Annotated in this window: 11 protein-coding genes and 1 tRNA gene; 2 read left to right on the top strand and 10 right to left on the bottom strand. The window is 30.7% G+C overall.

From position 1 onward, the window contains the following. Window positions 1-58: 58 nt before the first annotated feature. Window positions 59-634, top strand: coding sequence for a hypothetical protein (locus WG945_RS06585; RefSeq protein WP_068448605.1), 576 nt, complete (start codon window positions 59-61; stop codon window positions 632-634). A gap of 72 nt (window positions 635-706) precedes the next feature. On the opposite strand, the gene WG945_RS06580 is transcribed toward WG945_RS06585, so the two are convergent. The 3 genes from WG945_RS06580 to WG945_RS06570 are packed head-to-tail and all read right to left on the bottom strand — an operon-like array spanning window position 707 to window position 5,293. After that, window positions 707-2,074 carry an NAD-dependent succinate-semialdehyde dehydrogenase gene (locus WG945_RS06580; RefSeq protein WP_068448604.1) on the bottom strand — a complete coding sequence of 456 codons (1,368 nt, stop codon included), beginning with the start codon at window positions 2,072-2,074 and terminating at the stop codon, window positions 707-709. A gap of 6 nt (window positions 2,075-2,080) precedes the next feature. Beyond that, window positions 2,081-3,730 (bottom strand): acetolactate synthase large subunit, encoded by a 1,650-nt coding sequence (locus tag WG945_RS06575; protein ID WP_068448603.1) that lies wholly within the window; start codon window positions 3,728-3,730, stop codon window positions 2,081-2,083. 39 nt (window positions 3,731-3,769) lie between these two features. Beyond that, complete coding sequence (locus WG945_RS06570) at window positions 3,770-5,293, bottom strand: GH3 family domain-containing protein (RefSeq protein WP_068448602.1); 1,524 nt, start codon at window positions 5,291-5,293, stop codon at window positions 3,770-3,772. A 177-nt stretch (window positions 5,294-5,470) separates the two neighbouring features. Here WG945_RS06570 and WG945_RS06565 point away from each other — a divergent pair, with 177 nt between their 5' ends. Beyond that, window positions 5,471-5,800: a hypothetical protein gene (locus WG945_RS06565; RefSeq protein WP_068448601.1), complete on the top strand. Its 330-nt coding sequence runs from the start codon at window positions 5,471-5,473 to the stop codon at window positions 5,798-5,800. Window positions 5,801-5,813: 13 nt separating this feature from the next. Here the strand turns inward: WG945_RS06565 and scpA are convergent, their stop codons facing one another. The 7 genes from scpA to WG945_RS06530 all read right to left on the bottom strand — a co-directional run bounded on the left by scpA (window position 5,814) and on the right by WG945_RS06530 (window position 12,843). Next, the gene (gene scpA / locus WG945_RS06560; RefSeq protein WP_068448600.1) at window positions 5,814-7,874 is read right to left on the bottom strand and encodes a methylmalonyl-CoA mutase; all 2,061 of its coding nucleotides are present in this window, start codon (window positions 7,872-7,874) and stop codon (window positions 5,814-5,816) included. A 320-nt stretch (window positions 7,875-8,194) separates the two neighbouring features. Further along, window positions 8,195-9,571: a methylmalonyl-CoA mutase subunit beta gene (locus tag WG945_RS06555; RefSeq protein WP_068448598.1), complete on the bottom strand. Its 1,377-nt coding sequence runs from the start codon at window positions 9,569-9,571 to the stop codon at window positions 8,195-8,197. Between the two features lie 3 nt (window positions 9,572-9,574). Beyond that, entirely contained in the window at window positions 9,575-9,889 is a 315-nt protein-coding gene (locus tag WG945_RS06550; RefSeq protein WP_068448597.1) for an FtsB family cell division protein, read from the bottom strand. A gap of 6 nt (window positions 9,890-9,895) precedes the next feature. Beyond that, window positions 9,896-10,501 (bottom strand): uridine kinase, encoded by a 606-nt coding sequence (gene udk, locus WG945_RS06545; protein WP_068448596.1) that lies wholly within the window; start codon window positions 10,499-10,501, stop codon window positions 9,896-9,898. A gap of 217 nt (window positions 10,502-10,718) precedes the next feature. Beyond that, window positions 10,719-10,792 (bottom strand) — tRNA-Thr (locus WG945_RS06540). 229 nt (window positions 10,793-11,021) lie between these two features. Then, window positions 11,022-12,329: a cryptochrome/photolyase family protein gene (locus WG945_RS06535; RefSeq protein WP_068448595.1), complete on the bottom strand. Its 1,308-nt coding sequence runs from the start codon at window positions 12,327-12,329 to the stop codon at window positions 11,022-11,024. 37 nt (window positions 12,330-12,366) lie between these two features. Then, entirely contained in the window at window positions 12,367-12,843 is a 477-nt protein-coding gene (locus WG945_RS06530) for an SRPBCC family protein (RefSeq protein WP_068448594.1), read from the bottom strand. Window position 12,844: the final 1 nt, after the last annotated feature.

Raw genomic sequence — 12,844 nt, 5'->3', positions numbered from 1 at the left:
TGGACTTCGAGATATGGGTATATTTATGTATTAAAGTTTTAAAAAAATCATAAAATTTATGTCTAAATACCATGTAATTCCTAATTCTATAAAAGATGAAGTAGAAACTGCGTTAAATTACTATCCGCAGTTAAAAAAGATACCCATAGAGTTTAAGTTTAAAAAGAATATTAAAAAATCTACCATGCAAGCAAGACCTACTTTTGATAGTTTTTTTAAATTAAAAAGAAATAGAAAATTCTTAATTTTAATTAGTGAGAAATTTAAAATTTCTGATAAGGAATTTTCTACACGAAATATTCCTAAAGATATTTTTATTGGTTGGATAGGTCATGAATTAGGTCATATTATGGACTATCAAAATAGAAGTAAGTTAAATTTAATTTGGTTCGGACTTAAATACTTGTTTTCAGATACTCATATTATTGAAGCAGAAAGAGCCGCAGATAGTTTTGCTGTAAAACACAAAATGGAATCGTATATCATAAAAACAAAAAATTTTATATTGAATCATGCTGATATAACAGAAGCATATAAAAATCGAATTAAAAGATACTATTTATCTCCAGAAGAAATTATGGTTTTGGTTGAAGATAGAAATAAATTGGAAGAAAATTTAGAGAATATTAAATAAATATTCTTAATTAAAAGTAAAAACCATCACTCATAAGTGATGGTTTTTATGTTGTTTTAATTTCTGATAAAATTAATCAATCCAAATAGACTTTGTATTTACAAACTCTTTAATTCCGTAGCTAGAAAGTTCTCTACCATAACCACTGTTTTTAATACCTCCAAAAGGTAACCTTGGATCAGAACTAACTAGTTTATTTACAAAGCTGTTTCCAGCTTCTAATTGTAAAGCAATATTTTCTCCTCTTTTAGAATTACTTGTAATTACACCAGAACCCAAGCCAAAAGTAGAATTATTTGCAAGTTCAATCGCTTCTTCTTCGTCTTTTGCTTTAATTACAGATGCTACTGGTCCAAAAAGTTCTTCATCAAAAGCTGTCATTCCAGGTTTTAAGTCAGCTAAAATTGTTGCCGGATAATAGGCACCTTTTCTATCAGGAATTTTTCCTCCTAAAATTAGTTTACCTCCTTGCTCAATCGTTTTTTCTACTTGCTCATGAATTTCATTACGTAAATCTGTTCGTGCCATAGGACCATAATAAACATCTTCTTCAGTTGGAGCCCCCATTTTTGCCGCTTTCATCTTTTTAGCAAATAGTTTTAAGAAATCATCATAAACTTCTTCTAAAACAATAAAACGTTTTGCTGCAATACAAGTTTGTCCGTTATTTTGCAAGCGTCCAAATGTTGCTAAATCTGTAGCTTTTTCTAAATCTACATCTTCTAGAATAATATAAGCATCACTTCCGCCTAATTCTAAAACGGTCTTTTTTAAGTTTTCTCCTGCAATTTTAGCAACAGAACGTCCTGCAGGTTCACTACCTGTTAATGTTACTGCAACAATATTTTTATCTTCAATAATTGGCTTTATAACGTCCGATGATACGTTTAAGTTTGTAAAAACTCCTTCAGGAAAACCTGCTTCTGCAAAGGCTTCTTCTAAAGCAAAAGCACAACCTTGTACATTAGATGCGTGTTTTAGTACTCCTGTATTTCCGGTCATTACCGCAGGTGCGGCAAAACGAATTACTTGGTAAAAAGGAAAATTCCAAGGCATTATAGCTAAAGTAACTCCTAATGGCTGAAACGTTACATAACTTTTACTAGCTTCTGTTTTTACTATTTTATCAGCTAATAAATCTGCAATGTTATCCGCATAATATCTACATATTAAAGCACATTTTTCTATTTCTTTACGAGATTGGTCAATTACTTTCCCCATTTCTTCAGTCATAAGTTGTGCATATTTTTCTTTGTTGTTATCAAAGATAGTAGCAAGTTTGTGCATCAATTTAGAGCGTTCATCAAAACTTGTTTTTTTCCAAGTTTTATAAGTTTCGTTTGCTTTTGCAACTTTATCTTTTGTTGTTTTTTCTGATATTCTGGTGTAATTGGCTATTTCTTCTTCTGTAGCGGGATTGATACTGGTTGTTGTTTTCATAATCTTTTATTTTTTAGAATTTTCATTAAGCAATACATTTAATATTTCATGATTTAATGAATAGTCCACGGCTAAATCAATGACATGTACTCCTTTTAAGTTTAATGTTTTGGTTAAAGTTTCTTCAAACTCCAATACAGACTCTGGTCTGTGGCCAATAGCTCCAAAACTTTCTGCATATTTTATAAAATCTGGGTTTTTATATTCTAAACCAAATTTAGGGAATCCTTCTCCTTCTTGTTTCCATTCAATCATTCCGTAAGCATTGTCATTTAAAATAATAATTGTCAAATCTAACTCCATTCTTACGGCAGTTTCTAATTCTTGAGAGTTCATCATAAAACCACCATCACCATTTATAGAAACCACTTTTTTATTAGGATATAACTCTTTTGCCATAATTGCCGAAGGAAAACCTGCACCCATTGTTGCTAAGGCATTGTCTAAAAGTAAGGTGTTTTGTGCATAAGCGGGATAGTTTCTTGCAAACCATATTTTATAAATTCCGTTATCTAAAGTTACAATTCCATCTTCTGGTAAAAGATTTCTAGTAATTTTTACCAAACGCTGCGGTAGAATAGGAAAGCGATTATCTTCTTTATATTTAGAGAGATGACGTAATACATTATTTTTCACTTTTAAGAAAAAATCAATATTCCATTTTCTTGCATTCGATTTTAGCTCTTTTGTTAATTGATGAATGCTTGTTGCAATATCTCCAATTACATTTAACTGAGGGAAATAAACTTCATGAACTTCTGCTGCAAAAAAGTTAATGTGAATCACTTTTCTACTATCATCTGCATTCATAACAAATGGTGGTTTTTCTATAGTATCATGACCAACATTTATAATTAAATCTGCTGCTTCTATGGCTTCATGTAAAAAATCATTTGAAGAAAGTGCTGCAGTTCCTAAATAAAGCGGATTTCTCTCATCGATAATTCCTTTTCCCATTTGTGTGTTAAAAAAAGGAATTCCTAATTGATCTACAAAATTCGTTAAAGCTTCACTAGCTCTTTTTCTATTTGCACTAGCTCCAATTAATAACAAAGGCTTTCTTGCTAAAAGAATCATCTCTTTTGCTTCTAATATGGAGCTTGTATTTGCTGAAGGAATTTTAGCGCTATTCACATTAAAATACTGCGGATTCTCAACAGTTTCTTGAGAAACGTCTTCCGGAATTTCTATATGTACAGCACCTGGTCTTTCTTCTTTAGAGATTCTAAATGCTTCTCTAATTATAGCAGTTGCATTTTTACCATACGTTATTTGTTTAGAAAATTTTGTAAGTGGTTGCATCATTTCTAGAATGTCTACAATTTGAAACCTACCTTGCTTGCTTTCTTTTATTGGTTTTTGACCAGTAAGCATAACCATTGGCATTGCTCCTAATTGCGCATAAGCTGCGGGTGTCATTAAATTGGTTGCTCCGGGACCCAAGGTAGACATGCAAACTCCTGGTTTACCTGTTAATCTACCATAAGTTGCAGCCATAAAGCCTGCCCCTTGTTCGTGTCTTGTTAATATTAATTTTATTTGATCAGATTTTCTGATGGATTCTAAAACGTCTAAATTTTCTTCACCAGGTAAGCCAAAGATGTATTCTACGCCTTCATTTTCTAAAGATTGTATGATAATATCGGAAGTTTTCATTTTAGTAAGTTTAAAAGTTAATTTTTAGTTTTTTTTGAATTATGCTTTTTGAACAAATTTTTCCCAATCGGCAAATTTTTCTTCCTTCATTACACGCTCCATTTTTACCTGTCCACCTTTTTTCTTGTTATTGTCATTCCAGTCATGAAATGTTTCAACAGGAATTACGGCAACCTTAACACCTTTTAATGCTTTTTTTCTTGCAACTTTATAATTATTATTTGCTTCTTTAAGAAAATCATCTAAAGCTGTTGCAATTTTATCATTGTCATCTTTTAAATCGGAACCTAAATACCAAGAGTGATAAAATTCACCATCTTCAAATCGTTTTGCACAAATGGTGTATTCTGTGATTGTTGTAGAGAATTTTTCTTCTATATGCTTAATAGCATCATCCATTTTATTAACAGATAATTGAGAACCAACAGTATTTAAAAAGAATTTAGTACGTCCTGTAATCTTGATTTCTGCCTTTTCTACATCTGTAAATTTAATGGTATCACCTATTAAATAACGCCAAGCACCACTAACGGTACTTATAATTAAAATATAATCGGTGTCTGTTTCAACCTGTTCTAAAGTTAAAGAAGGTGCATTTTGTTTGATAGATCCATCCTCATTTATATAATCTGGATTCATAGGAACAAATTCAAAATAAATACCATTCTCGGTATTTAACTGCATTGCATCGGTTTCGGGTCTTACTTGTGTAGCAATATATCCCTCGGAAGCCAAATAAGTGTCTATAACCGTAACGGGTTTTCCTAATAAGGCTTTAAAACTTTTTTCATAAGGACCAAAAGCAACTCCACCGGAAGTGTACACTTGAAGATTTGGCCAAATTTCATGAATGTTTTCTAAATGATGAAAATCAATTACTTTCTGCATCATTAATTCTATCCAAGAAGGTATTCCGCTTAAAGCACCAATATCCCAAGTTTTTGCATTTTCTGCAATATGTTGTACACGCTCGTCCCAATCTTCAATCTTTGCAATTTCTTCTCCGGGTTTATAATAGCCTTTAAACCAAAAAGGAATATTGCTAGCACTAATTCCACTTATTTCTCCTTCAAAATGATCATCCTTCTCATCAAGATCTGTTGAGCTTCCTAACATCATAATATCCTTTTCGAAGAAATCTACAGGTAAATCAAAGTTATTTAAAGAAGTCACTTGTTTAATCCCAGAACTTTTTATGGCAGCAATCATTTCATCCGTAACCGGAATTTTTTTACTCGTTTTTCCTGTTGTACCAGAACTTAGAGCGAAATAGGATGGACTCCCAACCCACGTTACATTTTCTTCACCTTTATGAATTTTATGCCACCATTTTTCGTTTAAAGAGTTGTAATCGAAATATGGTATTTTATCTGCAAATATTTGTTGAGTATTTTCTGATGTAAGTATGTCTTCAAAATTATAATAAGTACCAAATTGAGTTTCTTTGGCTGTTTCAAGTAAGTTTTTTAAAACCTCTTTTTGAGCTTCAATGTGGTTTGTTTCTGATGATAGTGTATCTGTTAAGTTGATAATTCCTTTAATAATATTTCCTAAGATTGCCATGATTTTTGTTTTTATACAAAGATCAAGATAATGTAAGTATCAGTTTAGCTCGTATCGTAGAAAAAGGAGTTCATTAGAGTTTTTAAGATTTTGGTTTGAGTTAAAATCTAATTGATTAGCAGTACATTTCTATTTATAATTGTTATTATTTTGTGATGAACTTAAATCTGATATAATATGAATACTGATACAAACGAATTGGAAATAATTAAAAAATACGAAGAAAAAGGCTATACAAGTAATTTTAGAGTTTTAGAGAACTTGCTAATAGATAACAATACTAAAAGTAAGTACAAGCCTAGTGAGGTTTTTATTGTCGCAGAACATCGGTTTGAAGGAATGAGTAATCCTGCAGATATGTCTATTTTATATATTATTGTAACAAAAAATGATTTTAAAGGAACTTTCTTAGCATCTTATGGAGGAGCAAAAGATACGGAGGTTGCTGAATTTTTTAATGAAATTCCAAAAGAAAATGTTACCAATAACGAAAATATATTTATATAAAAGGTGTTTTTTATTAGGCGGTACCATCAATTAAAATGGTTAACAAATCTATGGCTGCTTTAGATATTTTAGTACCAGGACCATATATACCCGAAGCTCCAGCATCTAATAAAAATGGATAATCTTGCACGGGTACAACTCCGCCAACAATTACCATAATATCTTCTCGTCCGTATTTTTTTAATTCTGCTATAACTTGTGGTACTAAGGTTTTGTGTCCTGCAGCTAAAGAGGAGATTCCTAAAATATGAACATCATTTTCTATGGCTTGTTTTGTGGCTTCTTGTGGTGTTTGAAATAGTGGACCAATATCTACATCAAAGCCTAAGTCTGCGTAGCCAGTCGCTACTACCTTTGCGCCTCTATCATGACCATCTTGCCCTAATTTTGCAATCATAATTCTTGGGCGTCTTCCTTCTAACTCTGCAAATTTATCAGACAGTTCTGCCGCTTCCTTATAGAGTTTGTCGTCTTTTATTTCCTTGCTATACACGCCAGAAATTGTTTTATGAACTGCTTTGTGTCTTCCAAAAATAATTTCTAAAGCATCAGAAATTTCTCCTAAAGTCGCTCTGTTTTTAGCGGCTTTTACAGCTAAGTCCAATAGGTTTTCTTCTCCAGATTTTGCAGCTTCTGTTAATGCGTCTATTGATGTTTTAACAGCTGTATTATTTCGTGTACTTTTTAGATGATTTAATCTTTTAATTTGAGAATGTCGCACAGCTTCGTCATCAACCTCTAAGATCTGTAAAGGATCTTCTTTTTTTAATTGATATTTATTAACGCCTATAATTACATCTCTTTCGCTATCTATTTTTGCTTGTTTTATAGCTGCAGCTTCTTCAATACGCATTTTAGGAATTCCTTTTTCAATGGCTTTTGTCATTCCACCAAGTTCCTCTATCTCGCTAATTAGCTCCCAAGCTTTGTTGGCAATATCTTCTGTTAATTTTTCTAAATGATAACTTCCTGCCCAAGGATCTACTGTTTTGGTTATGTATGTTTCTTGTTGTAAGTGTATTTGTGTGTTTCTTGCAATTCTTGCAGAAAAATCTGTAGGTAAGGCAATCGCCTCATCTAACGCATTGGTATGTAAACTTTGTGTACCACCAAATGCCGCAGCCATAGCTTCTATGGTAGTTCTTGCTACATTATTAAAAGGATCTTGTGCGGTTAAAGACCAACCACTTGTTTGACAATGTGTTCTTAGAGCCAACGATTTTGGATTCTTAGGATTAAATTGCTTCACTATTTTTGCCCATAACATTCTTGCGGCTCGTAATTTTGCGATTTCTGTAAAGTGATTCATACCAATTGCCCAAAAGAAAGATAGTCTTGGTGCAAAAGAATCTATTTCCATTCCTGCTTCAATTCCTTTTCTAATGTACTCTAAACCGTCTGCTAAAGTATATGCCAATTCTATTTCTGCTGTGGCACCGGCTTCTTGCATGTGATAACCAGAAATAGAAATAGAATTAAATTTTGGCATTTTAATGCTTGTAAATTTAAAAATATCGGCAATAATTTTCATGGATGGAGCAGGAGGGTAGATATAGGTATTCCTAACCATAAACTCTTTTAGAATATCATTCTGAATAGTTCCGGATAATTGATCTAAAGCAACACCTTGCTCTTCTGCTGCAACAATATAAAAAGCTAAAATGGGCAAGACAGCTCCATTCATAGTCATAGAAACAGATATTTTATCTAACGGAATTTGGTCAAATAAAATTTTCATGTCTTCTACAGAATCTATAGCAACACCGGCTTTACCAACATCACCTTGTACTCGTTCATGATCAGAATCATAGCCTCTATGAGTTGCTAAGTCAAAAGCAACAGATAAACCTTTTTGTCCTGCTTCTAAATTTTTTAAATAAAAAGCATTACTTTCTTCAGCCGTAGAAAAACCTGCGTATTGCCTAATAGTCCATGGTTTTCTAACGTACATTGTAGAATATGGTCCACGTAAATTTGGCGCAATACCAGCTACAAAACCTTCTTGATTAAAAGAAGGTTTTGTGTTTTTGGCTGAATTTTTAAGTTTTATATGTTGTACTTCTTTTCTACTCATTTTTAGGGTTGCCCTCTTCTAATTTCATTAATTTATACAATTCAACTCCAATGTTTTTTACTTTTTTCTGCCTTTTCTTAATTTTAATGTAATTCTTTAAGATAAAAGCTAAAGAGAAAACACATAATAGCATCACGGTGCCAAATATAAAGTTAACACTGTTTCCAAAAAAATGATAAAACTTGTCTTCTAAAAAATAAAGACTTATAATAACAAAAAAAATAAATCCTAAAATAAGTTTAGGGAGTTTCTTTTTTAATTGTTGTATTTCAATTTTTAATTCATTTTGCCTTTTCTGTTTTAAGAGAATTTGTTTGTTTCTATCCATTTTTCAGGTTTTTTAAACTTTTTTCAGAATGTAATCGATCTTTTTCTAATGATTCTGAAAGTCGTTTTCTAGTTAATGGGGGGACTAGAGTTTTTATATTTCTTTGCTTAACAAAAGGATACAACTCTATTTTTTGTTGCATTTTATCCTCTTTATTTTGCTGTAAATTTGTACCTAAAAGTATAATTTTTTTTTCGATAAAACTATTCTCCTCTTTTAATGCGCTTTCTTTAATTTTTTTCTGAAGGATGCCGTTTTTTAGTTGTTTTAAAAAACCACCACTTTTTTCTATTTGCTTAAAAAGTGTTAATGCGTTTTCTGCTAATTGTTGGGTTATAGATTCTATATAATAAGAGCCTTCGGCAAAATTTTGAGCTTCTCTTAAGTAACTTTCTTGTTGTAATATTAATAATTGATTTCTAGAAATTCGTTTTCCAAACTCGTTAGATTTTTGATAAATAGCATCATAAGAAACATTAGAAATGGTATTTGACCCACCCAAAATAGCACTCATACATTCAGATGTTGTTCTTAATAAATTGACATTGTAATCATAAATAGTTTTGTTTCTTAAACTGGGTTGTACAAAAATATGAGCTTCTAAATTTTCGGTGTCATATTCTTTAATAAGTGCAGACCATAAAACTCTAAAAGCTCTTAATTTTGCAATTTCAAAAAAATAATTGCTACCTACAGAAAAAGAAAAATTTATTTTTTCTACAACTGTGCTTCCAAATTTGTTTAGGTATTCATTAGCGTGAGCTAATGTGTAAGCGAGTTGTTGTGTAATTGTAGCGCCACAATTTTGATATAGGTCTCCAGAAATACCAATGCAATTTGGTGTGTTTTTTTGAATTCTTTCTAGCTTTATAAAATCTTCTTTTAAATTAAAAAACCAATTACCACTTTCTGCTAAGTTTCCTATTATATCTGTTTGAAAATATGTTTTTTCTGAATTTATAAATTTTGAAACCTCAAGTTGAAAAGAATCGTCTAAAAATGAAAATTGAAAGTAAATAAGAGTCGTTTTTACATCAATATTAAGAAGTAGTTTTCTATAGTTAAATGTTTTATTGGCTGTAAACTGTAGGGAATTTGCACCTCTTTTTAAAGCGTCTATAGCTAGTAAATTTGCTATTTTTTCGTCATCAACAAAAATAGTTTCACAAATATTGAATCCTTCTTTTGGTGTTTCTATTTCAAGACTTGATTGATCTTCTTTGGTGTAAAAAGGTTTTACAACAATACCTTCTTGAGTTTTCCATAACAATGTGTCATTATAATCGGCACCTTTTAAATCTACTTGAATTTTATTTTTCCAAGCAGCAGGTGTCGTTTTTAGAAAATCATCAAAAAGAGGAGTCTTCATTTGTTATTTTATGGTATCAAATTCTATTAAATAAATTTCTTCATTTTCTTTTTTCATTAAATACTTTTCTCTTGCAAAACGTTCTAGTTGAATAGAGTCTTGAAGCTTTTTTATGGTAGCTTTATCTTCTGCTATTTTCTTCTTATAAAATGAAATGGTACTTTCTAAGTCTTTAATTTCGTTGTCAAATTTTCTATGTACTAAGTAAGAGTTTTCATCAAAAAAGAACATCCAAATTAAAAATGGAATTAAGATTAAAACAAAAACATTTGTTAGAATCTTTACTGCCTTATTATTTTTAATTTTGTTTAAAGTCATATTAGATTATAAACGATCGTTAATTACTGTTCTAACAACGTCAATTGCAACGGTGTTATGCTTGTTATTAGGGATAATAATATCTGCAAAATTTTTAGTTGGCTCAATAAATTGAAGGTGCATTGGTTTTAAAGTATCTTGATATCTATTTAAAACTTCGTCAATATCTCTTCCTCTTTCTGTAATATCTCTTCTAATACGTCTAATTAAGCGTTCATCTGTATCTGCGTGTACAAATATTTTTATATCAAATAATTCTCTTAATGCTTCGTTGTTTAGAATTAAAATACCCTCTACTATAACCACTTTTCTAGGGTGAGTTTTTATGGTGTCTGTAGTTCTGTTGTGTGTTACAAAGGAATAAACAGGTTGTTCTATTGTTTTTCCTGATTTTAATTTTTTTAAATGCTTAACAATTAAATCAAAATCGATAGCTCTTGGGTGGTCAAAATTAATTTTTGATCTTTCTTCATAAGAAAGGTTTACAGTTTCGTTGTAGTATGAATCTTGAGATATTACACAAACTTCATCCGTAGGTAGTTGTTTAATTATTTGATTTACAACTGTAGTTTTTCCACTCCCAGTACCTCCAGCAATTCCAATAATAAGCATGTAATTATGATTTAGATAATTAATTGTCTAAAATAATAAAGAATTTACAAATATTTAGGATTTATTTAATCTTAAATAGTTTCTATTTTAAAAAAAGAGCTAGTTTTAATTACTCGCTTTTTTAAAAAGAAAAATTAAATTATTATATAGACTGGTTTTTAGTCTTTTACATAAAAAAAGTCTCAAAAAAATATTTTTGAGACTTTTTAATAAATTGAGCCGATGGAGGGACTCGAACCCACGACCTGCTGATTACAAATCAGCTGCTCTAGCCAGCTGAGCTACATCGGCTTTTATTTTGAGAGCGCAAATTAAAGGCAATTATTAGTATCTACCAAATAAAATTTCACTTTTTTTTAATAAAAAAGCTTCAAATAGAATTTGAAGCTTTTAAAACAAGAATAATTTTACATAGAATAGAAAAATTTTATGACTAATATTTCTATTACATAGTTCAAAAACGTACTTTTTTTCTGTTTGTTGTGTTCGTTTTATTTTAAATAGAAAAACATTATTTAAATTAAAAATCTACTAATGCTTTTTTATAGGTTGCTAAACAACGTTCTCTAGCAAGCTTATGTTCTACAATTGGAGTTGGGTATGTGAGTTCTTGAAAGTTTGTAACCCATTTTTTGATATATTTTAAATCTTTATCAAATTTTTTAATCTGAGTTGTTGGGTTGAAGATTCTAAAATAAGGAGAGGCATCTACGCCTGTGCCTGCAACCCATTGCCAATTCCCTATATTGCTGGCTTGTTCGTAATCGTGCAGTTTCTTCGCAAAATAGGCTTCTCCCCATCTCCAGTCTATTAATAAGTGTTTACATAGAAAACTTCCTACTAGCATTCTAATTCTATTATGCATAAAACCTGTTTGGTTTAATTCTTTCATGCCTGCATCTACTAAAGGGTAACCTGTTTCACCGTTACACCAGGCTTTAAATTCTTCCTCATTATTTCTCCAGAGAATTCTATCGTATTTTGGTTTAAAACTATCTTTAACGGTGTGTGGAAAATGCCATAAAATCTGCATAAAAAACTCACGCCAAATTAATTCCTTTAAGAAAGTGATGTCGTTGCTTTTTGATGCTTGTTCAACCATTTTACGGATACTTACGGTTCCGAAACGTAAATGTGTGCCTAGTTTAGAGGTACTGTCTTTAGCCGGAAAGTTTCTAGTTTCTTCATAAGTATCAATTAACTCTGAAGATATTTTATAAGAAGCAACTTTTATAGTAGATTTTTTAAAACCAATAGCATCTAGTTTTAAAATAGTTTGATTTTTGTTTTTTATAAAGTTCTCTAAAAGTGTTTCCGAAGGATAAAATTGAATTCCCTTAAAATGAAAAGCTTCTAACCATTTTTTAGAATATGGTGTGTAAACTTTATACGGTGTTCCATCTTTTTTTACAATTTCATTTCTTTCAAAAATTACTTGGTCTTTATACGTTTTAAAATGGATGCTTTTTAATGCTAAAAATTCTTGAACCTCTAAATCTCTTTTAATAGCATAAGGTTCATAGTCATGATTTGTGTAAACAGTGTCAATTATATTTTTTTCTGATAAAGAGTTGTAAATCTCCAGAGGTTTCCCATAATGTACCTCTAATGCGCTTCCTATTGTGAGTAATTTTTTATGGATATTTTCTATTTCTTGATAAATAAAAGAAACTCGAGCATCGTCTTTGTCTAGTTTGCTTAGAATTTCTTCATCAAAAATAAAAATTGGAAGTACTTTTTTATCTGATTTTAATGCATGGTACAATCCGCAGTTGTCATCTAACCGTAAATCTCGTCTAAACCAAAAAATGTTTATCTCTGTCTTCATTTATTATCCTTATTTTATTTCTATAAATCCAAAAAATCTATTTAATTGGTGGGTAGTATTGTCCAAAAAGTTCAATTAATTTTTTTTGTCTGTACTCAAAAATTTCTTCTAGTTTGGGTTTAACTAATATTGGATGGACCATTTGGCCTAAAATTCCCATAGGAACTTTATAATCTATAATATCTTCCATCTCTACACCGCCTTCAATTTCTTTGATAAAATGTTTATGATGCCAAAGTGCATAAGGACCAAAACGTTGCTCATCCACAAAGTATTCATTTTCTTTTACGTGTGTTATTTCGGTAACCCATTTTGTTTTTATCCCAAGAATTGGGGTGACAATATATTGTATTATTTGACCTGCAAACATGGGTTTTTCTGCACCAGAAAGAATATCGAAACTCATATAAGTAGGAGTAATGGTCTTTAAGTTTTTTGGACTCGATAAAAACTCCCAAGCTTTTTCTACTGTAATTGGCAGTTTTTGTTTTCTTTGGAATGTATAGATTTTCATT

Origin of the sequence: Polaribacter atrinae (assembly GCF_038023995.1) — a bacterium.
Lineage (GTDB): Bacteria > Bacteroidota > Bacteroidia > Flavobacteriales > Flavobacteriaceae > Polaribacter > Polaribacter atrinae.
This window is presented reverse-complemented; position numbering and strand designations above follow the sequence as displayed.